Annotated in this window: 17 protein-coding genes and 1 tRNA gene; 7 read left to right on the plus strand and 11 right to left on the minus strand. The window is 69.7% G+C overall.

The genetic code is table 11. The features are described 5' to 3' along the window. The first annotated feature begins 62 nt into the window (after positions 1-62). Together ACIRJT_RS08835 and ACIRJT_RS08840 are read left to right on the plus strand one after the other, a co-directional pair. On the plus strand, positions 63-1502 hold the full coding sequence (locus ACIRJT_RS08835; protein ID WP_403906365.1) for a pyridoxal phosphate-dependent decarboxylase family protein: 1440 nt from the start codon (positions 63-65) through the stop codon (positions 1500-1502). Further along, on the plus strand, positions 1499-2926 hold the full coding sequence (locus ACIRJT_RS08840) for a lysine N(6)-hydroxylase/L-ornithine N(5)-oxygenase family protein (RefSeq protein WP_403906368.1): 1428 nt from the start codon (positions 1499-1501) through the stop codon (positions 2924-2926). The genes ACIRJT_RS08835 and ACIRJT_RS08840 overlap by 4 nt, the downstream gene beginning before the upstream one ends. A 136-nt stretch (positions 2927-3062) precedes the next feature. Here the strand turns inward: ACIRJT_RS08840 and ACIRJT_RS08845 are convergent, their stop codons facing one another. Further along, positions 3063-4883: a bifunctional metallophosphatase/5'-nucleotidase gene (locus ACIRJT_RS08845; protein ID WP_403906370.1), complete on the minus strand. Its 1821-nt coding sequence runs from the start codon at positions 4881-4883 to the stop codon at positions 3063-3065. 140 nt (positions 4884-5023) lie between these two features. Between ACIRJT_RS08845 and ACIRJT_RS08850 the strand changes: the two genes are divergently transcribed. Together ACIRJT_RS08850 and pyk are read left to right on the plus strand one after the other, a co-directional pair. Further along, positions 5024-5746, plus strand: a complete 723-nt coding sequence (locus ACIRJT_RS08850) for an SIMPL domain-containing protein (protein ID WP_403906373.1) — start codon at positions 5024-5026, stop codon at positions 5744-5746. Positions 5747-5866: 120 nt separating this feature from the next. Continuing rightward, positions 5867-7306, plus strand: coding sequence for a pyruvate kinase (gene pyk / locus ACIRJT_RS08855; protein WP_403906376.1), 1440 nt, complete (start codon positions 5867-5869; stop codon positions 7304-7306). Positions 7307-7323: 17 nt separating this feature from the next. On the opposite strand, the gene ACIRJT_RS08860 is transcribed toward pyk, so the two are convergent. Beyond that, positions 7324-8112 carry a helix-turn-helix domain-containing protein gene (locus ACIRJT_RS08860; protein ID WP_403906378.1) on the minus strand — a complete coding sequence of 263 codons (789 nt, stop codon included), beginning with the start codon at positions 8110-8112 and terminating at the stop codon, positions 7324-7326. A gap of 85 nt (positions 8113-8197) precedes the next feature. Next, positions 8198-8281: transfer RNA gene (locus tag ACIRJT_RS08865), tRNA-Leu, on the minus strand. Positions 8282-8375: 94 nt separating this feature from the next. Between ACIRJT_RS08865 and ACIRJT_RS08870 the strand changes: the two genes are divergently transcribed. Beyond that, positions 8376-9032 (plus strand): ANTAR domain-containing response regulator, encoded by a 657-nt coding sequence (locus ACIRJT_RS08870; RefSeq protein WP_003969810.1) that lies wholly within the window; start codon positions 8376-8378, stop codon positions 9030-9032. Positions 9033-9113: 81 nt separating this feature from the next. On the opposite strand, the gene ACIRJT_RS08875 is transcribed toward ACIRJT_RS08870, so the two are convergent. The 7 genes from ACIRJT_RS08875 to ACIRJT_RS08905 form a co-directional block, all read right to left on the minus strand. Next, on the minus strand, positions 9114-9830 hold the full coding sequence (locus ACIRJT_RS08875) for an ABC transporter ATP-binding protein (protein WP_010061197.1): 717 nt from the start codon (positions 9828-9830) through the stop codon (positions 9114-9116). Beyond that, positions 9827-10696, minus strand: a complete 870-nt coding sequence (locus ACIRJT_RS08880; protein WP_403758456.1) for an ABC transporter ATP-binding protein — start codon at positions 10694-10696, stop codon at positions 9827-9829. The genes ACIRJT_RS08875 and ACIRJT_RS08880 overlap by 4 nt, the downstream gene beginning before the upstream one ends. A gap of 5 nt (positions 10697-10701) precedes the next feature. Further along, positions 10702-12540: a branched-chain amino acid ABC transporter permease gene (locus tag ACIRJT_RS08885; RefSeq protein WP_403906382.1), complete on the minus strand. Its 1839-nt coding sequence runs from the start codon at positions 12538-12540 to the stop codon at positions 10702-10704. A 5-nt stretch (positions 12541-12545) separates the two neighbouring features. Continuing rightward, positions 12546-13478, minus strand: coding sequence for a branched-chain amino acid ABC transporter permease (locus tag ACIRJT_RS08890; protein WP_010061202.1), 933 nt, complete (start codon positions 13476-13478; stop codon positions 12546-12548). 101 nt (positions 13479-13579) lie between these two features. Beyond that, entirely contained in the window at positions 13580-14815 is a 1236-nt protein-coding gene (locus ACIRJT_RS08895) for a branched-chain amino acid ABC transporter substrate-binding protein (protein ID WP_403906386.1), read from the minus strand. A gap of 622 nt (positions 14816-15437) precedes the next feature. After that, complete coding sequence (locus ACIRJT_RS08900) at positions 15438-15908, minus strand: PaaI family thioesterase (RefSeq protein ID WP_403906389.1); 471 nt, start codon at positions 15906-15908, stop codon at positions 15438-15440. Between the two features lie 91 nt (positions 15909-15999). Then, positions 16000-18279 (minus strand): FdhF/YdeP family oxidoreductase, encoded by a 2280-nt coding sequence (locus tag ACIRJT_RS08905; protein ID WP_403906391.1) that lies wholly within the window; start codon positions 18277-18279, stop codon positions 16000-16002. 120 nt (positions 18280-18399) lie between these two features. Here ACIRJT_RS08905 and polA point away from each other — a divergent pair, with 120 nt between their 5' ends. Further along, positions 18400-21111, plus strand: a complete 2712-nt coding sequence (gene polA / locus ACIRJT_RS08910; RefSeq protein WP_403906394.1) for a DNA polymerase I — start codon at positions 18400-18402, stop codon at positions 21109-21111. A 64-nt stretch (positions 21112-21175) separates the two neighbouring features. Here polA and ACIRJT_RS08915 read toward each other — a convergent pair whose 3' ends face one another. After that, a complete protein-coding gene (locus tag ACIRJT_RS08915) occupies positions 21176-22051 on the minus strand; it encodes a DUF4184 family protein (protein ID WP_403906396.1) in 876 nt (291 codons plus the stop codon). 188 nt (positions 22052-22239) lie between these two features. Here ACIRJT_RS08915 and ACIRJT_RS08920 point away from each other — a divergent pair, with 188 nt between their 5' ends. Next, a complete protein-coding gene (locus tag ACIRJT_RS08920; RefSeq protein WP_403906398.1) occupies positions 22240-24051 on the plus strand; it encodes a lytic murein transglycosylase in 1812 nt (603 codons plus the stop codon). Positions 24052-24113 lie beyond the last annotated feature (62 nt).

Consider the following 24113-nt stretch of genomic DNA (forward strand, 5'->3'; position numbering starts at 1 on the left):
CCACCCGAAACCCGGGAACAGCTGGCATGTCCACCCCCGCGCACCCGAAGGACCACCCACCCATGCCCACCCCGCCCCTCGCCGGAGGCACCGCAGGCCCCGCCGCCCTGCGCCCCCTCATCGACACCGTCCTCACCGCACTCCACGACGGCGCGACCCTCCGAGGCGGCCCTCTCCCCGCCGGCGGACCCGACACCGTCACCCCCCGCACCCGCACCGCCACCCACCCCCTCATCCCCGACCACGGCACCGGCCCCCACCAGGCTCTCCGCGGCCTCGTCACCACCCTCGCCGCAGGCGCCGCGGACCCCGCCCACCCCCACTGCGCCGCCCACCTCCACACCCCGCCCCTCGCCCTGGCCGCCGCCGCCGACCTCGCCGCCAGCGCCCTCAACCCCTCCATGGACTCCTGGGACCAGGCCCCCGCCGCCTCCGCCCTCGAAGCCGACCTCACCACCGCACTCGCCGCCGAGATCTACCCCCGCACCCCCTCACCCGACGCCGTCATCACCACCGGCGGCACCGAGGCCAACCAACTCGCCCTGCTCCTCGCCCGCGAACGCCACGGCCCCGTACAGACCATCTGCGGCGCCAACGCCCACCACAGCGTCGCCCGGGCCGCCTGGCTCCTCGGCCTCCCCCGACCCGTCGTCGTCCCCGCACCCACCGGCACCCTCGACCTCGCCGCCCTCGACGAAGCCCTCACCGAACTCCACCGCCCCCTCCTCGTCGTCGCCACCGCCGGCACCACCGACACCGGCGCCATCGACCCCCTCGACGCCATCGCCGACCTCTGCACCACCCACGGCGCCGAACTCCACATCGACGCCGCCTACGGAGGACCCCTCCTCTTCAGCCCCACCCACCGCACCCTCCTCCACGGCCTCGACCGCGCCCACAGCGTCACCCTCGACCTGCACAAACTCGGCTGGCAACCCGCCTGTGCCGGCCTCCTCGCCGTACCCGAACGCCACCACCTCACCCCCCTCCACCACCACGCCCCCTATCTCAACGCCGACGACGACACCGAAGCCGGACTCCCCGACCTCCTCGGCCGCTCCCTGCGCACCACCCGCCGCCCCGACGCCCTCAAGATCGCCGTCACCCTCCAGGCCCTCGGCCGCACCGGACTCGCCGACCTCATCGACCGCACCCTCGCCACCGCCCACCACCTCGCCGACCTCGTCACCAAAAGCCCGGCACTCGACCTCTACGACCGCCCCACCATCAGCACCGTCCTCCTCCGCCCCACCGGCGCCGACGACCACACCGTCGCCACCGTCCGCCGCACCCTCCTCCAACGCGGCCACGCCGTCCTCGGCCGCGCCCACGCCGAAGGCCGCCTCTGGCTCAAAGCGACCCTCCTCAACCCCCACACCACCCCCCAGGACCTCCAAGCACTCCTCGACCTCATCACCGACACCACCACCGACCACCCCACCCGCCCACCCGCCGCGACCCACGCCACCCCCCACCCCACGGAAAGCGACACCCCGCGATGACCGCCCGGCCCGCCCCCGCACCCGACCGGCCCCACGACCTCGTCGGCATCGGCATCGGCCCCTTCAACCTCTCCCTCGCCGCACTCGCCCACAACATCCCCGCGAGCACCGACGACCCCCGCCCCCTCGCCGCGACCTTCTACGAGCAACGCCCCGCCTTCCACTGGCACCCCGGCCTCCTCCTCGACGGCGCCAGCCTCCAGGTCCCCTTCCTCGCCGACCTCGTCACCCTCGCCGACCCCGCCAGCCCCTGGAGCTTCCTCAACTACCTCCGCACCCGCGACCGGCTCTTCCCCTTCTACTTCGCCGAGCGCTTCCACATCCAACGAGCCGAATACGACGCCTACTGCCGCTGGGTCAGCGAACAACTCCCCGGCCTCCACTTCGGCCACCAGGTCGACGCCGTCCGCTGGAACACCGGCCGCGCCCTCTTCGAAGTCGACTTCACCCAACTCGACCGCGACGGCGAAGCCGAAGCCCTCGGCCGCGCCTACGCCCGCCACATCGCCCTCGGCATCGGCACCGAACCCTTCGTCCCCGAACCCCTCAAACCCCTCGCCGAAGCGGAAACCGTCCCCGTACTCCACTCCGCCGACTACCTCCGCCACCGCGAACGTCTCCTCGCCGCCGAACACATCACCGTCATCGGCTCAGGACAGTCCGGCGCCGAGATCTTCCTCGACCTCCTGCGCGCCCGCCCCGAAGGCGCCGAGAGGATCCACTGGCTCGCCCGCACCCAGGCCTTCGCCCCCATGGAGTACTCCAAACTCGGCCTCGAACACTTCACCCCCGACTACAGCCGCTACTTCCACGCGCTGCCCGAATCAGCCCGCGACGAACTCGTCCCCCGCCAATGGCAGCTCCACAAAGGCATCGACGCCGACACCATCGCCGCCATCCACGACGAGCTCTACCGCCGCACCCTCCACGGCGGCTGGCCCGACGCCACCCTCACCCCCGGCGTCCACGTCCGCACCGCCGGACGCGTCGCCAACACCCGCGTCGAACTCCACCTCGAGCACACCCAGCAGGGCACCCGCTCCCGCCTCACCACCGACGCCGTCATCCTCGCCACCGGCTACCGCGAACGCCCCCTCGACGCCGTCCTCGGCAGCCTCGGCCCCTACCTCAGCCGCGACGCCTCCCACCGCCCCCGCATCGACGACCAGTACCGCCTCGTCCTCGACCCCGCCGTCACCGGACACGTCTACGTACAGAACGCCGAACGCCACACCCACGGAGTAGGCGCCCCCGACCTCGGACTCGCCGCCTGGCGCAGCGCCACCATCCTCAACAACCTCACCGGCGCCAACCCCTACCCCCTCCCCGACCGCACCGCCTTCACCACCTTCGGCCTCGCCCCCCACCCCCCGAGAATCCCCGCCCAGGGTCACGCCCTCGTCCCCCTGAGCCAATCCGTCTAGCCCCCGCACGCCGAACGGCCCGGGCCCCACCGAAGGAGACCCGGGCCGAACGAACAACCCACCGCGCACAGCGCCACGGGAACACCGGCGGTACCGGCGCGCTACGGGAACACAAGCGCCGCAAGGAACACCGGCGTCACGGGAACACCGGCGTCCCATCCCGCGTCAGCCGCCACCCCACCGAAGCGAACGCCGCCGGATCCACCGACCCCTTCTCCCGCACCCACCCGATGATCGTGTTCCGGATCTCGTCCGAATCCGCCCACACCTGCCGCGCACCCGGTACATGCGGGAAGTTCCCCCCACCGCTCGCGCGATAGTTGTTCACCGCGAACACGAACCGCGCAGCCGGATCGATCGCCTTCCCCCCGAAGGACAGCCCGACGATCCGCGAACCCACCGGCCGAGCGATGTCGATGTCGTACGTCACCCCCGACACCGCGTCGTAGTTGTAGTCCGGAACCCCGTCCGCGTTCGTCAGCTTCGCCGTGTCCACCGGACCACCCGCCGGCGTCCGCACGAAATACCGTGCCGAATACTCCAGGTACTCCTTCAACTGGGCACCCGTGAGCAGCCGCGCCTCCAGCGTGTTCTCGAACGGATACAACCCCGCCGCGTCCTTGATCGTCACCTCACCGGCCGGAATCCCCGCCGTACGCGAGAAGCACGAAGCCTGCGACAGCACCGGCAACGCCGCGTACTCCCCACCCGCCAGCGCCGCCCGCACCGTCTCCGCCTGCACCTGGTTGATCAGGTCGATGATCGGCTCGTCCTTCCACGGCGCGTCCGCCGTCGACATCGCCACCACCGACGTACCGATGACCTGGTTGACGTACTCCACCACCTCACGGTGCTCCGAGCGCAGCAGCGACGTCACCTTTCGGTCCTCCGGCACCGTGTTGGAGTTCAACACCCGCGAACCGGCCTTCTCCACCGCCCAACGTCCCCTCTCCCACACCAGATCGAAATCGAACAGCGTCAGCCGCTGACCCCACTTCGCCGGCTCCGAGAGCACGACCCGCTTCCCGGTCTCCTTGTTCGTCACGAAGTGCTCGGCGATCTCCACATGCGCGTGCCCCACCAGAATCGCGTCGATCCCCGGCACCTGCTCCGCCACCAGCGCCGCCGCGTTCTCCACGTACGGCAACTGATCCCCCCACGACGACGTCCCCGAAGAACCCGAATGCGCCGACACCAGCACCACGTCCGCACCCATCGACCGCAGCTTCGGCACCCACTTCGCCGCCTGCTCCTCCAGACCCGGGAACACCATCTTCCCGCCCACATTCGCCTTGTCCCAGATCGCGACCCCGGGATTCGTCAGCCCCAGCACCGCCACCCGCACATCACGCCCGTACGGCGTCCGCATCCGCTTGATGACATACGGGGCGAACGCCGGCCGCAACGTCCTCGCATCCAGCGCATTCGCCCCCAGCAACGGAAAGTCGCACTGCTCCTCGAATTTCCGCAGCACCGGAATGCCGTAATTGAACTCGTGATTCCCGAGCGCCGCCGCGTCGTAGCCGATCGCGTTCATCGCCCGCGCCATCGGATGCACCGGACCCCGCCGCGCCGTGATCGGGTCGACCTTCGCGTAGTAGTACGACAACTGCGTGCCCTGGATCGTGTCGCCCGCGTCGATCAACAGCGTGTTCCGACGGCCCTTCTCCCGGCGCACCTGCTCCACCAACGTCGAGATCTTCGCCAGACCGACATCGTTGTGCGCGGGGTCGTCGTACTCCTCGTCCGTGAAGTAGTCCCAGTTGAAGACGTTCCCGTGCAGATCGGTCGTGCCCATCACCGTGAACGAATACCGCTTCGCCGGACGCCCGTGACCGTGACCGTGCCCCTGCGCCTCCGCAGCACCCGCCGAGCCCACGACCGCCCCGCCCACCATCGCCACACCCGCACCGGCGGCAGCCGAACGGCCCAGAAACGTCCTACGGTTCAACGGCATCTCTTCACTCCTCGTTCAGTTGGGCAACGCGCGTAGATTCTGGCCCAGGGACCACCACGCACAACACCCCGCGCAGGTTTCGATCCGATGACCACGCGAGACACACCACGCCACGCCACCCCTCATGCCACAGTGAACACATGACCGAAACCCCCACACCCGCCCCCGCGCCCCACCACCCCTACGGCACCCCCGCCACCCCTCACGTCACCGTCCGAGGCGAAGCCCACCTCGAAGTCGACCCCGAGATCGCCCACCTCACCATCACCCTCACCGCCCGCGGCACCGACCGACGCACCACCCTCGACGGCCTCACCCACCGCAACGCCACCACCCTCGACCTCATCAAGACCTACGGCGACGCCATCGAGAAACTGGAGACCGGCACCCTCACCATCAACCCCGAACTCACCCGCCACGGCCGCGCCGAACGCGTCCGCGCCTACCACGGCCACATCCAACTCGCCGTCACCATCAACGACTTCACCACCCTCGGCGAACTCGTCACCCGCCTCGCCGACCACGACCTCACGCGCATCGACGGCCCCTGGTGGGCGCTGCGCCCCACCTCCCCCCACCACGCCGCCGCCCGCCGCCAAGCCGTCCACGAAGCCCTCCAGCGGGCCCGCGAGTACGCCGAAGCCCTCGACACCCGACTCGGCGCCCTCCTCGAACTCAGCGACACCGGCACCCACGGCAGCCCCCACATGGGCCCCATCGGCTTCTCCGCCCAGGCCAGGTCCTACGGAGGAGTCACCGAAGCCGCCACCGACGCCGCACCCGTCGACCTCGAACCCGTACGCCAGACCGTCGACGCCCACGTCGAAGCGTCCTTCACGCTCGTCCCGCCGAACCTCGGATAAACGCTCATCGGAGCGACCCGCTGCACAATTAAACAGTTGTCAACAACCCTTCATTCGGCGGTTGTTGAGGTGTCACTCGCAGCCAATTACCTACCCGTAGGTAAGGTTTAGTCTCGAACCATGCGCCGAGCGAAAATCGTTTGTACCCTGGGACCCGCGACCGACACATACGACCAGATCAAAGCCCTGGTCGAAGCGGGAATGGACATCGCCCGCTTCAACCTCAGCCACGGCAGCTACGCCGAACACGAAGAGCGCTACCACCGCGTCCGCAAAGCGGCCGGGGAAACCGGCCGCAACGTCGGCATCCTCGCCGACCTTCAAGGCCCGAAGATCCGCCTCGGACGCTTCCGCGAAGGCCCCGTACTCCTTGAACGCGGCGACACCTTCACCATCACCGTCGAACCCCTCGAGGGACAGGGCACCGGCGACATCTGCGGCACCACCTACGACGGACTCGCCGCCGACGTCACCGCCGGCGAACGCATCCTCGTCGACGACGGCCGCGTCACCCTCGAAGTCACCGGCGTCGAAGGGCCCCGCGTCCACACCACCGTCATCGAAGGCGGCATGGTCTCCGACAACAAGGGGCTCAACCTCCCCGGCGTCGCCGTCTCCGTCCCCGCCCTCTCCGAGAAGGACATCGACGACCTCCGCTGGGCCCTGCGTATCGGCGCCGACATCATCGCCCTGTCCTTCGTCCGCACCGGACACGACATCGACGACGTCCACCGGATCATGGACGAGGAGAACCGCCGCCTCCCCGTCATCGCCAAGGTCGAGAAGCCCCAGGCCGTCGACAACATCGACGACATCGTCGCCGCCTTCGACGGCATCATGGTCGCCCGCGGCGACCTCGGCGTCGAAATGCCCCTGGAGCAGGTCCCGATCGTCCAGAAGCGCGCCATCAAGCTCGCCCGGCGCAACGCCAAACCGGTCATCGTCGCCACCCAGATGCTCGACTCGATGATCGACAACTCCCGCCCCACCCGTGCCGAGGCCTCCGACGTCGCCAACGCCATCATCGACGGCACCGACGCGGTCATGCTCTCCGGCGAGACCAGTGTCGGCAAGTACGCCATCGAGACCGTCCGCACCATGTCCCGCATCGTCGAGGCCGCGGAGGAAGATCTCCTCGCCAAGGGCCTCCCGCCCCTCACCGAGCGCAACAAGCCCCGCACCCAGGGCGGCGCCGTCGCGAGGGCCGCCGCCGAGATGGGCGACTTCCTCGGCGCGAAGTTCCTCGTCGCCTTCACCCAGAGCGGCGACACCGTCAAGCGCCTCTCCCGCTACCGCTCACCCATCCCGCTCCTCGCCTTCACCCCCGACGAGGCCACCCGCGCCCAGCTCAACCTCACCTGGGGCGTCGAGACCTTCCTCGGCCCGCACGTCGACTCCACGGACGCGATGGTCGCCCAGGTCGACGAGGAGCTGCTGCGCATCGGCCGCTGCAAGAAGGGCGACGTCGTGGTCATCACCGCCGGCTCCCCGCCGGGCGTCGCGGGCTCCACGAACCTGGTCCGCGTCCACCACATCGGCGAGGACGACAGCCCGAAGTAGGGCGGCTCAGGATCAGCTCAGTATTTCGGCCCGACGTGCGCATCCATGAGGGCTACGGATGCCCGTCGGGCTACGGAGATGTTGTAGGGCTTGCCCGCGCGCGTGCAGTGCGTCCGGGTGATGCCGAGCGCGTCGAGGGTGGCGGTGTAGAGGCGGCGGATGTCGTCGGAGACGTTGGTGAACCAGTAGCGGGGATACTCGTAGCGCTTGCGTTCACCGCCGACCACGCGAGTCGTCCAGTTGGTGAGCCGACAGCCGTCCGAGTGGATGAGACCTCGGACGAGCTGCCAAGGATGGGCGTCGACGATCTTCTGCTGCCAGGGCTCCAGGACTGTCTCGCGCTCGTGCTTCCTGCCCGGACCGTGCTGCGGGAAGTAGCAGACGAGGTGCTTCGAGTACACCTTGATGTTGTGGCAGCCGGCCCGGCGGACCCGGCACGTGGTGTTCTGCGGGAAGACCTTGCGTAACGCGGCCTCCGCCTCGTCCTGGACGCCTGGCCAGGCATTGTCCAGCGTGATCATCAGGCTGGGTGCTCGATGTGCCGAGCATGGGCTGATGTGGCCGTCGCCCAGGTAGAGCCCGAGCAGGTAGGCGTAGGCGGACTCGTCGAGCACTGTGCCGTCGCACCGGTGGCACGATGGGTTGTGCGCCCCGGGGCACTCGCCGCGTCGAGAACGATCCATGTGGAGCCAGTACGAGACGGTGCCGCGCGGCACGCTCAGTCTGCGGGCCACTTCAGCGTTTCGGGTGCCGCTCCGAAGGAGGGTGAGAGCTTGTTGGCGCACTTCTGTGCTGTGTGCGTTCATTCGTCCACTCTTGGTGGAGAGGGGCGGCCTCGGGCAGCAAAAAGCGGATGTTCACGCGAAAGTGAACATCCGCTCTGTGAGGTAGTACCGGGTATGGGATTCGAACCCACATGTCCTTTCGGACAGAGGTGTTTGAGACCTCCGCGTCAACCAATTGCGCCAACCCGGCGTGGTAACCGATCAGCAGTGTACCTGGTGACAGGAGGCGGCAGCAGGTAGGTAGGCTGCTTCGCAGCAGCGCCTGCCCTGAATCAAGGAGCCCCGTGACCACCCCCGAGTCGCCCCAGCCCGTAGACGCCGTCGACGACGACAAGTCGCACGTCCCGCCGCTGACGACCCGCGTCGTCATCGCCGAGGACGAGGCCCTCATCCGCCTCGACCTCAAGGAGATGCTGGAGGAGGAGGGTTACTCCGTCGTCGGTGAGGCGGGCGACGGGCAGCAGGCCGTCGAGCTGGCCCGGGAGCACAAGCCCGACCTGGTCATCCTGGACGTGAAGATGCCGGTCCTCGACGGCATCTCCGCAGCCGAGAAGATCGCCGAGGAGTCCATCGCCCCGGTCCTCATGCTCACCGCGTTCTCGCAGCGCGACCTCGTCGAGCGGGCCCGGGACGCCGGGGCCATGGCGTACCTCGTGAAGCCGTTCAGCAAGAGCGACGTGGTGCCGGCCATCGAGATGGCCGTCTCCCGGTTCGCGGAGCTGAAGGCGCTGGAGAGCGAGATCGCGGACCTGTCCCAGCGGCTGGAGACCCGGAAGCTGGTGGACCGGGCCAAGAGCATCCTGCAGACGGATTACGGGCTCTCCGAGCCGGCCGCGTTCCGGTGGATCCAGAAGACGTCGATGGACCGCCGGATGTCGATGCAGCAGCTGGCGGAGGCGCTGATCGAGGACGCCGAGGAGAAGAAGAAGTCGGCAGAGTAGCCGCGTACGCGTGACGGAGCGAGAGGCCCGCACCCCGGAAGACCGGGGGGTGCGGGCCTCTCGCGTACGGCGGCAGGGGCTTCAGTCCTCGCCGAGGTAGGCCTTGCGGACCGACTCGTCGTGGAGCAGGTCCGAGCCGGGGCCGGAGAGGACGATCTTGCCGACCTCCATGACGTGACCCTGGTCCGCGAGGGACAGGGCGGCCTGGGCGTTCTGCTCGACGAGCAGGATCGTGGTGCCCGCCGCCTTGAGCTCGACGATGGTCTCCATGATCTTCTGCATCATGATCGGGGAGAGCCCCATGGAGGGCTCGTCGAGCATGAGCAGTTTGGGCTGGGACATGAGGGCGCGTCCCATGGCGAGCATCTGCTGCTCGCCGCCCGAGAGGGTTCCCGCGGCCTGCTTCCGGCGTTCCCCGAGGATGGGGAAGAGGTCGTAGGCGCGCTGGACGTCCTTCTCGATGCCTGCCTTGTCGGTCCGGAGGAACGCTCCGAGCTGGAGGTTCTCCGTGATGGTGAGGCGGGGGAAGATGTGGCGGCCCTCGGGGGAGTGGGCGAGTCCGAGTGCGACGATCTTGTGCGCGGGGACGCTGCCGAGGGGTTTCCCGTCGAAGGTGATGCGGCCGCCGGAGGGCTTGAGGAGCCCGGAGAGGGTGCGCAGTGTGGTGGTCTTGCCCGCGCCGTTGGTGCCGATGAGGGTGACGACCTGGCCGGCTTCGACGCTGAAGGAGATGCCCTTGACGGCTTCGATCTTGCCGTAGGCGACGCGGAGGTCTTCGACCTCTAGCAGGGCGGTCACGGGGTTTCCCCTTCCTTGCGGGTGGTGCTCTGCGCCTCGGCTGCTTCGACCTCGGCGGCCTCCTCGTCCCCGGGGGCGCCTTCGAAGGGCGTACCGAGATAGGCGGCGACGACGCGTTCGTCGGCCTGGACGACGCTCGGGGTGCCCTCGACGAGCTTTTCGCCCTGGACGAGGCAGGCGACGCGGTCGCAGAGGTTGAAGATGAAGCGCATGTCGTGCTCGATGACGAGTACGGCGATGCCCATGTCGCGGATGGCGAAGATGAGCTCTTCGGTGACGCGGGTTTCCTGGGGGTTCATGCCGGCGGTGGGCTCGTCCAGGAGGAGGAGGCCTGGGTCGCTGGCGAGGGCTCGGGCGATCTCCAGCTTGCGCTGGTCTCCGTAGGGGAGGTTGCGCGCGAGGTGGTCGGCCTTGTCCTGGAGGCCGATGAACTCCAGGAGTTCCATGGCGCGTGCGTGGGACGCGGCTTCTGCCTTCTTGAAGCCGGGGCCGCGGAGGAGGGCTGACCAGAGGCCTTCCTTGGTGCGGGTGTGGCGTCCGACGAGGACGTTCTCCAGGACGGTCATGTTGGCGAAGAGCCGGATGTTCTGGAAGGTGCGGGCGATGCCTGCCTGGGTGACGAGGTGGGGCTTGGGCGGCAGGACGGTGCCCTTGTACCTGACCTTGCCCTCGGTGGGGACGTAGAGGCCGGTGAGGCAGTTGAAGAAGGTGGTCTTGCCGGCGCCGTTGGGGCCGATGAGGCCGACGATCTCGCCTGCTGTGACGGTGAGGTCGACGTTGCGTACGGCGGTGAGTCCGCCGAAGCGCATGGTGACGCCGCTGGCGTCGAGCACCGTGGTGGCGGTCTCGGGTGTGGTGGTGGTCATGGTGTTCACGCCCCCGCCTTCGTGGTGCCGGAGGTGGTGCCGGCCAGGGTTTCTTCGGGTACGTCGAGCTGGCCGGTCTCGTGGTACTCCAGCTTGGCCCGCCGGTTGGCGATGAGGCCTTCCGGGCGGAAGCGCATGAGGAGGATGAGCGCGAGGCCGAAGCCGAGGAGCTGGTAGTCCGAGAGGAACTGGAGCTTCGCCGGGATCATGTAGAGGAGTGCTGCGCCGATGAGGGGTCCGCTGATGGTTCCCATGCCGCCGAGGATGACGGCGGCGAGGAGGAAGGCGGAGTTGGGCGGCACGGGTCCGGCGAAGACGTACATCTCCGGGACGACGGTGCTCTGGACGTGGGCCTGTACGGTGCCGGCGATGCCGGCGAGGGTGGCGCCGAGGGCGAAGGCGATGAGCTTGACGCGGAAGCCGTTGATGCCCATGGCGGTGGCGGCGGTCTCGTCCTCGCGGATGGCGACCCAGGCGCGGCCGATGCGGGAGCTGCCGGCCCGGCTGAAGACGAGGACCACGAGGATCATCGCGAGCAGCATGAGCAGGTAGTAGTTGGCGTAGGCGCCGAGTTCGAAGCCGAGGATGGTGTGGGACTCGCCGAAGTCGTACCCGAAGAAGTTGAGGTCGGGGATGTTCGGTACGCCGTTGGGGCCGTTGGTGACCCGGGGTCCGGAGACGCCGTCGAGGTTGCCGACGGCGATGCGGAAGATCTCGCCGAAGCCCAGGGTGACGATGGCGAGGTAGTCGCCGCGGAGGCGGAGGGTGGGTGCTCCGATGACGACGCCGAAGATGAGCGAGACGGCGGCGCCGGTGAGGACGGAGGCCCAGAAGGGGAACTGGACGCCGAACGCGGATGCGGTGGTGCCGGAGACGAGGGCGGCGGTGTAGGCGCCGACGCCGAGGAAGGCGACGTATCCGAGGTCGAGGAGTCCGGCCAGGCCGACGACGATGTTCAGGCCCAGAGCCACGGTCGCGAAGATGAGGATGTTGACCGCGATGAGGGTGTACTGGTCGGTGTTCTGGGTGAACGGGAAGACGGCCGCGGCGACGAAGGCGGCGGCGACGGCGATGGAGCGGTACTTCGTGGTGAGCGCGGAGAGGCGGGCCATGAGGCCGGCCTTGAAGAGTGCGGTCACGGCGAAGGCGGTGATGATCAGGTAGCCGACGAAGAGTTCGGGGTATGCGGTGTCGATGCCGTAGGTGACGACGAAGAGACCGATGCCGAAGGCGGCGACGATGATCAGGATCTCGGCCCAGGAGGGGAGCTCCTTGGGGCGCTTGATCTGGCGGGGGTTGGGGCCGAGCCGGATGAAGCGCCAGAGCGGGTAGGTGATGAGGCCGGTGATGAGGGTGAGCCCGATGAAGGCCGGCCAGCTGAACTGGGGCAGCGACTCCTTGGTGTGCCGGTCCAGGGGGAGTCCGAGGGCTCCGACCACGGTGATGAGACTGGCTGCCATGGCGACGAAGCCGCCGGGTTCGAGGTTCGCGAGTCCGCCGAGTTCGATGGCGATGGCGATGGCGGTGAACCAGGTGGTGGCGAAGGTGCCCAGTGCGAGCAGGAAAGTCGCGTTGTTGCTCTGGGCGGGGTTGAGCCAGCCCAGGCCCTTGATGCCGTACCCGGAGAGGGCGAGGAGCAGGGTGAGTGCTGCGCCGACGAGGGTGAGGACCTGGAGGCCGCCGGGGTAGCCGGTGACGGTGAGGTCGCCGGGGAATGCGGAGGTCCATGTCCAGGCGAGGAAGGTGGAGCCGAGGGTGAGTGCGGCTCCGAGGGTGGTGGCCGCGCGGGCCACCGGTGCGGGGATGGCGAGGACGGGCGTCGTCTCGTGGGTGTTGGTGGTCATCGGTATCACGCCCGATCCGTGACGCGCTCACCGAGCAGGCCTTGTGGCCTGACGAGGAGGACGACGATGAGAAGGACGAAGGCCCAGACGTTGGCCCAGGCGCCGCCGCCGAGCTGCTGCATGCCGGGGATCTCTTCGATGTAGGCGATCGAGAGGGCTTCGGCGAGGCCGAGGACGACGCCGCCGACCATGGCTCCGTAGATGTTGCCGATGCCGCCGAGGACGGCGGCGGTGAAGGCCTTGAGTCCGAGGATGAAGCCCATCTCGAAGTTGATCTGGCCCTTGTCGAGGCCGTAGGCGACCGAGGCGACGGCGGCGAAGGCGGCGCCGATGGCGAAGGCCATCACGATGATGCGGTCGGTGTTGATGCCCATGAGCTTGGCCGTGTCGGGGTCCTGGGCGGTGGCCTGCATGGCGCGGCCGCTGCGGCTCTTGGCGACGAAGAGGCCGAGGGCGAGCATGCAGAGCGGGGCGAGGACGAGGACGAAGGCGTCGGCGCGCTGGAGGTAGAGGTTGTCGAGCAGCTTGAACGATTCGCCTTGGAATTCGGGGAAGCTGCGGGGCTTCTTCGCGTCGGGGTAGAAGCCCCAGACGAGCTGCTGGAGCACGATCGAGAGGCCGATCGCGGTGATGAGGGGAGCGAGGCGGGGGGCGCCGCGCAGGGGCCGGTAGGCGAACCGCTCCGCGGCGGTGGCCACGGCGACGGAGGCGATGGCACCACCGATGATCATGAGCGGGATGGCGACCAGGAGGGTGGTCCCGCTGGGGAGCATGATGTAGGTGGTGAGGGCGCCGAAGCCCCCGATCATGAAGATCTCGCCGTGGGCGAAGTTGATGAGCTGGACGATGCCGTACACCATGGTGTACCCGATGGCTATGAGGCCATAGAGGGCGCCGAGGGCAAGGCCGTTGGCCAGCTGTTGCGGCAGTTCGTGCACCGCAGGGCCTCCGATGAGCTTGTCGGATATGACTCCGCGCGAGGGCGCTGTTTGCGCCCTCGCGCGGCTTGGGTCAGGTGGAGCGGGGCTGTGCTGGGGGATCAGTCTTCGAACGTGGCGCTCTTGACGTCCTTCCAAGCACCCTTCTGGACCTCGTAGACGGTGAGCTGCTTGTTGGTGGTGTCGCCGTTCTCGTCGAAGGAGACCTTGCCGGTCACACCGTCGAAGGAGACCTTGGACATGGCCTCGGTGACCTTGGCGCGGGCGTCCTCGGGGAGCTTGCCGTCGTTGTCGGCGACGACGGCCTTGACGGCCTGGATGATGGCCCATCCGGCGTCGTAGGAGTAGCCGCCGTAGGCCGCGTACGGGTCCTTGTAGCCGCCGGCCTTGTAGTCCTCGATGAACTTCTTGGCGGTCGGGAGGGCCTCGACGGGGTAGCCGATGGAGGTGGCGTAGTCGCCGTCGTTGGCTTCACCGGAGGCGCTGATGAAGGCGGGGTCGTAGATGCCGTCGCCGCCCATGGTGGGGATCTTGGCGCCGGTCTTCTTGATCTGGTCGGAGAGCAGGCCGCCTTCGGGGTACTGGCCGCCGTAGTAGACGGAGTCGGCGCCGGAGCTCTTGACCTTGTCGGCGGTGCTGGAGAAGTCGGTCTCCTTGACCGTGACGTGGTCGGTGCCGACGACCTTGCCGCCGAGGCGCTCGAATTCCGCGGAGAAGATCGCGGCGAGGCCGGCGCCGTAGGTCTGCTTGTCGTCGACGACGTAGACCTTCTTCTTCTTGGCGTCGTTGTAGAGGTACTGGGCGGCGAACTTGCCCTGGACGACGTCGGTGGCGCAGGTGCGGAAGTAGGTCTTGAAGGGGCGCTTGAGGTCGCCCTTCGCCCAGTTGTCGCCCTGGCTGAGGGCGGGGTTGGTGTTGGCGGGCGAGACCTGTGTGAGGTTGGCCTTGTCGAAGACGCCCTGCATGGACTGGGCGACGCCGGAGTTCAGCGGGCCGACGGCGCCGAGGACGTCGGTGTTCCCGACGAGCTTGGTGGCGTTGGCCTGTCCGGAGGCGGGGACGGCCTGGTCGTCGAGGGCTTCGATCTTGAACTCGATGCCGGGGACTTCGTTGTTCTTGTTCGCGGTCTTGGCCGCGAGGTCCACGGAGTTCTTGATGCCCTGGCCGAGCGCGGAGAGGGAGCCGGTCAGGGGGGCGTCTACGCCGATGACGACGGTGGTCTTGCCACCGCTGTCTCCGCTGTCCTTGCTGCCTTCGTCGCGCGACCCGCAGGCGGTGAGCGTCAGTGCTCCGGTGGTGAGCACTGCGGTGAGTATGAGCAAAGAACGGTGTCGCACGAGAGGGTCCTTTCCCTGGCGCGGCGCTCCTCTGGCATGAGGTGCCGTGATGTTCGCCGGGCCGTACTGGGTTGGTACAGGGCCGTGCAGCAGACGCGCCCGGCGGCGCGGTGACTGGCGGTGACTCTAAGCGCAGCCGGGGGCCACCGGGACTGGTCGGCGGCGGATGTGACTCTCTTGTTATGCCCTTGAGCAAGGCTTGAGGTTCCTGTGAGGACATGTGGTGGTTTCGCCTGGAGTGCGGAAGGACCACATGGTGAGAACGCGCAGCTCTGCTAAGGGGCTTGGGGCGATCTTGGTGCTGACGTCGTTGGGTGGTCGCGGTGGGCGCGGCGAAGCTCCCCGGGTGTTCGCGGCCGAGGTGTGCGGCTGGATTCCGTATTGCCTGCACGTTACGCAGTGTTACATCGACGCCGTGGTCGGCGGGGCCGCGGGGGCTGATGTGGCTGCTGAGTGGCTCATGGAACGCGCTGTGCCGTCAAGGAAGTTGACCGAGTGTGTTGGCCAACTGTCGTTTTTTGGTGGGGATATGGCACTGCCCGGCCGGAATGCACAGGGTGCTGTTTCTGGCCGGGCAGTGGGTTTCGCCGTGCGGGGCGAAGCGGTTGGCGGGTTGTGGGGGTCAGCCCGCTTCGGGGCGGGGGGCGTCGCGGAGGAGGCAGGTGAGGCGTGCGGTGCAGACCCGCTTGTCGTGTTCGTCGGTGATGACGATCTCGTACGTGGCGGTGGAGCGGCCCTGGTGCACGGGAGTGGCGACGCCGGTGACGAGGCCGCTGCGGGCGCCTCGGTGGTGGGTGCAGTTGAGGTCGACGCCGACGGCGAGTTTGGAGGCTCCGCCGTGGAGCATGGAGCCGATGGAGCCGAGGGTTTCGGCGAGGACGGCGGAGGCGCCGCCGTGCAGGAGGCCGTAGGGCTGGGTGTTGCCCTCGACGGGCATGGTGCCGACGACACGGTCGGCGGAGGCCTCGACGATGGTCACGCCCATGCGCTCGCCGAGGTGGCCGGCGGAGAAGAGGGCGGGCAGGTCGACGCCGAGGGCCGCGTATTCGTCGATGACTTCCTGCGGGAAGAGGGGTGCGGTGTGCTCGCCCATGGGTCCGGCTCCGTTTCGGTGCGCTCGTTCGTTGCTGTCTGCGTTGTTCTTATCAGACGGCTGAGCGAACGCTTAGGGAGTGGCGGGGTTCTCAGTCGCTCCGGGTGCTCTCGAAGCGGATGACGACCGATTTGCTGGCCGGGGTGTTGCTGGTGTCGGCCGTGGAGTCCAGGGGGACCAGGACGTTGGTCTCCGGGTAGTAGGCGGCGGCGCAGCCGCGGGCGGTGGGGTAGTGGACGACGCGGAAGCCGTCCGCGCGGCGCTCGACGCCGTCCTTCCACTCGCTGACGAGGTCGGTGTACGCGCCGTCGGCGAGGCCGAGGGCGGCGGCGTCCTCGGGGTTGACCATGACGATGCGGCGGCCGCCCTTGATGCCCCGGTAGCGGTCGTCGAGACCGTAGATGGTGGTGTTGTACTGGTCGTGGGAGCGCAGCGTCTGCAACAGCAGCCTGCCGTCCGGGAGTTCGGGGTACTCGACGGGGGCGGCGGTGAAGTTGGCGCGGCCGGTGGCGGTGGGGAAGCGGCGTTCGTCGCGGGGGGCGTGGGGGAGGGTGAAGCCGCCGGGGCGGGCGACGCGGGTGTTGAAGTCCTCGAAGCCGGGGACGACGCGGGAGATCCGGTCGCGAATGGTGGCGTAGTCCCGTTCGAAGGCCTCCCAGTCCGTCCGGGAGCCGGCGCCGAGGACGGCGCGGGCGAGGCGGGCGACGATGGCCGGCTCGGAGAGCAGGTGGGGGCCGGCGGGGGCGAGGTTGCCGCGTGAGGCGTGGACCATGCCCATGGAGTCCTCGACGGTGACGAACTGTTTGCCGCTCGCCTGGACGTCCTTGTCGGTGCGCCCGAGCGTGGGCAGGATCAGGGCGCGGGTCCCGGTCACGGCGTGGGAGCGGTTGAGCTTGGTCGAGACGTGGACGGTGAGGCGGGCGCGGCGCATCGCGGCCTCGGTGACCGCGGTGTCGGGTGTGGCCGCGACGAAGTTGCCGCCCATCGCGAAGAAGACCTTCGCCTCGCCGTCGCGCAGGGCCTGGATGGAGCGCACCACGTCCAGGCCGTGGTGGCGCGGTGAGGTGATGCCGAACTCCTTGTCCAGGGCGTCGAGGAAGGCCGGTGCGGGCCGTTCGAAGATGCCCATGGTGCGGTCGCCCTGGACGTTGGAGTGGCCGCGCACCGGGCAGACCCCGGCGCCGGGGCGGCCGATGTTTCCGCGCAGCAGCAGGAAGTTGACGACTTCGCGGATGGTGGGCACGGAGTGCTTGTGCTGGGTGAGGCCCATCGCCCAGCAGACGATGGTGCGCTGCGAGGCGAGGACGAGGGCCAGGGCCTGCTCGATCTCGGCGCGGGTGAGGCCGGTCGCGGTGAGGGTCTCGTCCCAGTCGGCGGCTGCGGCGGCCTTGGCGAACTTTTCGTAGCCGTGGGTGTGTTCGGTGACGAACGCGGTGTCGACGGCGCCGTCGGCGGCGAGGATCAGCTTGTTGAGGAGGCGGAAGAGTGCCTGGTCGCCGCCGATGCGGATCTGGAGGAAGAGGTCGTTGAGGGCTGTGCCCCGGATCATGCCCTGCGGGGTCTGGGGGTTCTTGAACCGCTCCATGCCGGCTTCGGGCAGCGGGTTCACCGAGATGATCTTCGCCCCGGCGGTCTTGGCCTTCTCCAGGGCGGACAGCATCCGGGGGTGGTTGGTGCCGGGGTTCTGTCCGGCGACGATGATCAGGTCGGCCTGGTGGAGGTCCTCCAGGGAGACGCTGCCCTTGCCGATGCCGATGGTCTCGGTGAGCGCCGAGCCGGACGACTCGTGGCACATGTTGGAGCAGTCCGGCAGGTTGTTGGTGCCGAACTCGCGGGCGAAGAGCTGGAGGAGGAACGCGGCCTCGTTGCTCGTGCGTCCCGAGGTGTAGAAGAGGGCCTCGTCGGGGGAGTCGAGGGCGGTCAGCTCCTCGGCGATGATCGCGAACGCCCGCTCCCAGCTCACCGCCTCGTACCGGTCGGCGCCCTCGGGGAGGTACACCGGCTGGGTGATCCTGCCCTGCTGGCCCAGCCAGTACCCGCTGCGTGCGGCGAGGTCGGCCAGCGGGTGGGCGGCGAAGAAGCCGGGGGTGACGCGGCGCAGCGTCGCCTCCTCGGCGACGGCCTTGGCGCCGTTCTCGCAGAATTCGGCGGTGTGCCGTTTGCCGCCCTCGGGCCAGGCGCAGCCGGGGCAGTCGAAGCCGTCCTTCTGGTTGACCTTGAGGAGGGTCCGTGCCGTGCGGCGCACGCCCATCTGCTGCTGGGCGATGCGCAGGGAGTGGGCGACGGCGGGCAGCCCGGCGGCGGCGTGCGGGGCCGCCTCGACCTGCGGGGCGTCCTGGACCGGGTCACCGGTCGGCGGCTTGGTGGCCATGATGCTGCTCCCCTTCGAGCGCTTCTTCCACGTGTCTACGTCCTCACCGTCGATCCTGTCACGGCCCTGTGGATGTCGTGCCGGTCCGGATTGTCAGTGGGCCGTGGCAGGATCGGGGGCGTGGCTGAGACGGCATCGAAGAAGACGGCAGACAACCGACCGCGCCTGCTCCTCATGGACGGGCACTCCCTGGCGTACCGGGCGTTCTTCGCCCTGCCCGCGGAGAATTTCACGACGGCGGTGGGGCAGCCGACGAATGCCGTGTACGGCTTCATGTCGATGCTGGCGAACACCCTGCGTGATGAGGCGCCCACGCATTTCGCGGTGGCGTTCGACGTGTCCCGCAAGACCTGGCGCGCGCAGGAGTTCCCGGAGTACAAGGCGAACCGCTCCAAGACCCCCGACGAGTTCAAGGGGCAGGTCGAGCTGATCGGCGAGCTGCTGGACGCGATGCACGCGGACCGGTTCGCGGTGGACGGTTTCGAGGCGGACGACGTCATCGCGACGCTGGCGACGCAGGCCGAGGCGGCCGGGTTCGAGGTGCTGATCGTCACCGGCGACCGGGACTCCTTCCAGTTGATCACGGAGAACGTGACCGTGCTGTACCCCACCAAGGGGGTTTCCGAGCTGACCCGGTTCACCCCGGAGAAGGTCGTCGAGAAGTACGGGCTCACTCCGCGGCAGTATCCGGACTTCGCCGCCCTGCGAGGCGACCCGTCGGACAACCTCCCGGGCATCCCCGGGGTCGGTGAGAAGACGGCCGCGAAGTGGATCAACCAGTTCGGCTCCTTCGCCGAACTGGTCGAGCGGGCCGATGAGGTCAAGGGCAAGGCCGGGCAGAATTTCCGCGACCACCTGGACGCGGTGAAGATGAACCGGGTGCTGACCGAGATGGTCCGTGACGTGGAGCTGCCGAAGGCCCCGGCCGAGCTGGAGCGCGCCCCGTACGACCGCACGGCGGTCACCGGTGTCCTGGACATACTGGAGATCCGCAACCCGAGCCTGCGCGAGCGCCTCCTCGCCGTCGACCCGGGCGCGGCGGAGGCCGAGCCGCCCGCGCCCGCCGCCGGGATCGAGCTGGACGGGGTCGTGCTCGGCTCCGGCGAGGTCGCCCCGTGGCTGGAGGCGCACGGCGCGCAGCCGCTCGGCGTCATGACGGTGGACACCTGGTCGCTGGGCGCCGGCACGGTCACCGAGATCGCGCTCGCCGCCGCCGACGGGGCCGCCGCCTGGCTGGACCCGACACAGCTGGAGGAGGCCGACGAGCAGGCGTTCGCCGCCTGGGTCTCGGACCCGGCGCGGCCGAAGGTCCTGCACAACGCGAAGAACGTGATGCGGGTCCTGCCCGAGCACGGCTGGCGGCTCGAAGGCGTCGCGATGGACACCGCGCTCGCCGCGTATCTGGTGAAGCCGGGCCGCCGTTCCTTCGCCCTGGACGCGCTGGCCGTGGAGTATCTGGGCCGGGAGCTGGCCCCGGCCGCCGCCTCCGACGGGCAGCTGGCCTTCGGCGCGGACGACCGGGCCGAGGCGGACGCCCTGATGGCGCAGGCCCGCGCCGTGCTCGACCTGGGAGAAGCGTTCACCACCCGTCTCAAGGAGGTGGGCGCGGCGGAGCTGCTGCACGACATGGAGCTGCCGACGTCGATCCTCCTGGCCCGTCTGGAGCGGCACGGGATCGCCGCGGACCGGGCCCACCTGGAGGGGATGGAGCAGCAGTTCGCGGGGACCGTGCAGCAGGCGGTGAAGGAGGCGCACGCGGCGGTGGGCCGTGAGTTCAACCTCGGATCGCCCAAGCAGCTCCAGGAGATCCTCTTCGGCGAGCTGGGCCTGCCCAGGACGAAGAAGACCAAGACGGGATACACGACGGACGCGGACGCGCTGGCCTGGCTGGCCGCGCAGACCGAGCACGAGCTGCCGGTCCTGATGCTGCGCCACCGTGAGCAGGCCAAGCTGCGGGTCACCGTCGAGGGCCTGGTCAAGACGATCGCCGCCGACGGCCGGATCCACACCACGTTCAACCAGACGGTGGCGGCGACCGGCCGGCTCTCCTCCACCGACCCCAACCTGCAGAACATCCCCGTCCGCACGGACGAGGGCCGGGCGATCCGCCGGGGCTTCGTCGTCGGCGAGGGCTTCGAGACGCTGATGACGGCGGACTACAGCCAGATCGAGCTGCGGGTGATGGCGCACCTCTCCGAGGACGCCGGTCTGATCGAGGCGTTCGCCTCCGGCGAGGACCTCCACACCACGGTCGCCTCGCAGGTCTTCGGCGTCGAGAAGGACGCGGTCGACGCGGAGATGCGCCGCAAGATCAAGGCCATGTCCTACGGCCTGGCCTACGGGCTCTCCGCGTTCGGCCTCTCCCAGCAGCTGAACATCGACCCCGCCGAGGCCCGGGTGCTGATGGACACCTACTTCGAGCGGTTCGGCGGCGTCCGGGACTATCTCCACCGGGTCGTCGAGGAGGCCAGGGCCACCGGGTACACGGAGACGATCCTCGGCCGGCGCCGCTATCTGCCCGACCTGAACAGCGACAACCGCCAGCGCCGCGAGGCCGCCGAGCGGATGGCGCTGAACGCCCCGATCCAGGGCACGGCCGCGGACATCGTGAAGGTGGCGATGCTGCGGGTGGACCGGGCGCTGACCGAGGCCGGGCTGACCTCGCGGATGCTGCTCCAGGTCCATGACGAAATCGTCCTGGAGATCGCGAAGGGCGAGCGGAAGCGGGTGGAGGAGATCCTGCGCCACGAGATGGCCCACGCGGTCGAGCTGCGCGCCCCGCTCGACGTCTCGGTCGGCGTCGGCAAGGACTGGGAGTCGGCCGCGCACTGAGCCACCTGCAGAGGCCAGGGCCCGGACCGCGTCACGGTTCCGGGCCCTGGCCTTCTGCCCGCCGCTACCTCCGGCCGGCCGGAGTTCCCGTACGGGACCCTTCCGGTACCGGCGGCCGCTCCGGGCCCCGCGTCCCCCGCCGCCCGCGCGGCAGGCGCATCCACACCCCGTACAGCAGCAGCCCGGCCGCCAGCCCGGCGCCCGCGCCGAAGCAGGCCGTGGGGATGATGTCGAGCGGGCTCTCCACCCGGCCGAAGTGGGCGTACCAGCGGGCGCACCGGTGGACGACGCCGAGCAGCACGCACAGGCCCAGCAGGCCGAGCGCGCCCCACCTCTCCCGCCGGCCGAGCACCGGCACCTCCTCGGGCGCGGGGCCCGCCGGGGTCAGTCGGAGCCCGGTGACGGCGAACCAGCCGATGACCAGGAGGGCCAGGGCCGAACTGCCGTACTGGACGAACTGGAACACCGGGAATCCGCCGACGCTGCGGCTGAGCACCGGCACCAGCTCCGTCCCCCACCGGCTGTGGTGGGTGAACGCGTCCCACACCACATGCGTGGCCGCGCCCAGCGCGCCGGAGACGGCGAACCACAGCCAGGCGGACGGCCCGAAGGAGGCGCGCGTCCACCGCTGCCCCCGCACGAAGGCGTGGACCCTGCCCCGTACGCGTACGGGCAACAGCGCCGCCAACGGCTCGCGCAGCAGCACCCACACCGCCACCAGCACGGCGGCGATGGCCACGTTCGCCGTGACCACCCCGAGGAAGGTGTGCGTGAACGACCCGAACTCCATCGCCCCGGGGATCACCGTGTCCGCGAAGTAGGTGATGTCGGGCGCGAACGAACCGGCGACGAGAGCGGAGGGGAACAGCGGCCACCGGGCCGTCCCGTTGCGGCGGATCGCCGGGAGCACGGCGGCGGCATGACTGAGCGTGAACGGCATGGCGGCAAGTATGCGCGACCGTTCGGGCACCCTTCCATGGCCGACGGGACAACATGCGCCCGCGAACGTGAAAAAACAGTAAGAAGCGGTCAAGGCTCGGTGCTCCGGCGACACAAGGTGCCGTAGGGTCGCTGGAGTCCTTGCGCTGGGGAGCGCGAGCAGCCTTCGAGGGGGAGGGACCGGAACGTATGGCAGCGCACATTCGCCGACGTCTGCGCAAGGGGGCCACGACCACCGCGGTGGCGGCGGCCGCCGTGGCGGCACTCGCGGCCTCGCAGGCGCCCGCAGCGACCCTGGCCGACGGCCCCGCCGGCGGCGGTGACCCGAAGGCGGCCGGTGAGGACACCGCGAGCGCCGAGGACGACGGCGCCGCGACCGGCAACTCGCCCTACTACACGGACCTTCCGCCCCTGGTCACGCCCAACAAGCCCGGAGCCGCCAGCAATCTGCCGGCGACCGGGAGCGCGGAAGCCGGCATTCCGGCGTCGATCCTGGCCGCGTACAAGCAGGCCGAGCGGACCGTCGCCACCACCGACCCCTCCTGCCGGCTGCCCTGGCAACTCCTCGCGGCGATCGGCAAGGTCGAGTCCGGCCAGGCCCGCGGTGGACGCGTCGACGCCAACGGCACCGCGAGCCCCCGGATCCTCGGCCCGGCCCTCAACGGCCAGGGTTTCGCCCTGATCAAGGACACCGACGGCGGGGCGTACGACGGCGACGCGGTCCACGACCGCGCGGTCGGCCCCATGCAGTTCATCCCGTCGACCTGGGCCTCCTGGGGCCAGGACGCCAACGGCGACGGCCGCAAGGACCCCAACAACATCTACGACGCGGCGCTCGCCGCCGGCCGCTACCTCTGCGCCAACGACCGAGATCTGGCCATCGCCGCCGACCTCGACAAGGCCGTGCTGAGCTACAACCGGTCGAACGAGTACCTGCGTACGGTCCGCTCCTGGTTCTCGTACTACCAGCGCGGTACGCACGAGATCCCCGACGGCACCGGAACGCTGCCCACCACTCCGAGCACCCCCTCCCCGAACCCGGGCCCGAGCACCAACCCCGGTCCGGGCGCCACCCCGAGCCCGAAGCCCTCCCCGGACAAGCCGGGCGGGAAGCCGAGCCCGGGCCCCTCGAAGCCCGGCGACGGCTCCACCGGCCCGACGCCGAAGCCGCCGAAGCCGCCCACCTCCAAGCCGACGCCGGCCGAGACCTTCGGCTCCCTGGAGAACGCGGGCACCGGTCCGCTCCGCGCCACCGCGGGCCAGGCGTTCGACGAGCGGGTCGCCGTCCTCGCCCGCAACGCGCTGGGCGCCCCGCTCGGCAAGGTGCCCGTCACCTTCACCGTCACCGGGAAGACCGGCACGCTCTTCGCCGGCGGCAAGAAGACCGTCACGGTGCGGACCGGGGCCGACGGCACCGCCACCGCGCCGGAGCTCAAGGCCGGCGAGCAGGCCGGGGAGTTCACGGTCACCGCCGTCGCGGGCACCGGCAGGCCGCGCACCCTGACCTACGCGGCGACCGTCACCGCCCGCCAGGCCGACGCGATCGCCCGGACCGACGAGAAGGCGCTCGTCGCCGCACCCGGCGAGAAGTTCGCGGACGCCGTCACCGTCAAGGCCACCTACAAGGACGCCGCGGCGGCCGGAGTGGCCGTCACCGCCACCATGGTCAAGGACCCCCTGGGGCTCTTCGACAACGACAAGGGCCCGTACTTCAAGGACGCGGCCGGCAAGCCGGTGCGCACCCTGACGACCCTGACGACGGACGCCCGGGGTGTGCTCCGGCTCCCGGAGATCTTCGCGGACGGCACCGAGGGCACCTTCAAACTGCGCCTCACCACCGAGGGCGGCGCCTCGGTCGTCGTCGAACTCACCATCCAGGCCCCGGAGGAGACCGCACCCGAGGAGACCGCACCCGAGGAGACCGCACCCGAGGGGACCGCCCCGGAGGGAACGGCACCCGAGGAGACCACTCCGAAGGAGACGGAAACCCCCGAAGCCTGACCCCGCCGTACCGCGGAGCCTGCGCACCGGCCACCGCACAGCCCCTCGGTCATCCGGCCGAG

This window comes from Streptomyces sp. NPDC102283 (genome assembly GCF_044766265.1).
Classification (GTDB): Bacteria; Actinomycetota; Actinomycetes; order Streptomycetales; family Streptomycetaceae; genus Streptomyces.

What these genes read in the sequence shown, in the direction of transcription:
- ACIRJT_RS08915 (WP_403906396.1), bottom strand. Translation starts at nt 22,051, where the DNA reads ATGCCGTTCACGCTCAGTCATGCCGCCGCCGTGCTCCCGGCGATCCGC.
- ACIRJT_RS08845 (WP_403906370.1), bottom strand. Translation starts at nt 4,883, where the DNA reads ATGCCGTTGAACCGTAGGACGTTTCTGGGCCGTTCGGCTGCCGCCGGT.
- ACIRJT_RS08920 (WP_403906398.1), top strand. Translation starts at nt 22,240, where the DNA reads ATGGCAGCGCACATTCGCCGACGTCTGCGCAAGGGGGCCACGACCACC.
- ACIRJT_RS08885 (WP_403906382.1), bottom strand. Translation starts at nt 12,540, where the DNA reads ATGACCACCAACACCCACGAGACGACGCCCGTCCTCGCCATCCCCGCA.
- pyk (WP_403906376.1), top strand. Translation starts at nt 5,867, where the DNA reads ATGCGCCGAGCGAAAATCGTTTGTACCCTGGGACCCGCGACCGACACA.
- ACIRJT_RS08840 (WP_403906368.1), top strand. Translation starts at nt 1,499, where the DNA reads ATGACCGCCCGGCCCGCCCCCGCACCCGACCGGCCCCACGACCTCGTC.
- ACIRJT_RS08860 (WP_403906378.1), bottom strand. Translation starts at nt 8,112, where the DNA reads ATGAACGCACACAGCACAGAAGTGCGCCAACAAGCTCTCACCCTCCTT.
- ACIRJT_RS08905 (WP_403906391.1), bottom strand. Translation starts at nt 18,279, where the DNA reads ATGGCCACCAAGCCGCCGACCGGTGACCCGGTCCAGGACGCCCCGCAG.
- ACIRJT_RS08880 (WP_403758456.1), bottom strand. Translation starts at nt 10,696, where the DNA reads ATGACCACCACCACACCCGAGACCGCCACCACGGTGCTCGACGCCAGC.
- ACIRJT_RS08850 (WP_403906373.1), top strand. Translation starts at nt 5,024, where the DNA reads ATGACCGAAACCCCCACACCCGCCCCCGCGCCCCACCACCCCTACGGC.
- ACIRJT_RS08835 (WP_403906365.1), top strand. Translation starts at nt 63, where the DNA reads ATGCCCACCCCGCCCCTCGCCGGAGGCACCGCAGGCCCCGCCGCCCTG.
- ACIRJT_RS08900 (WP_403906389.1), bottom strand. Translation starts at nt 15,908, where the DNA reads ATGGGCGAGCACACCGCACCCCTCTTCCCGCAGGAAGTCATCGACGAA.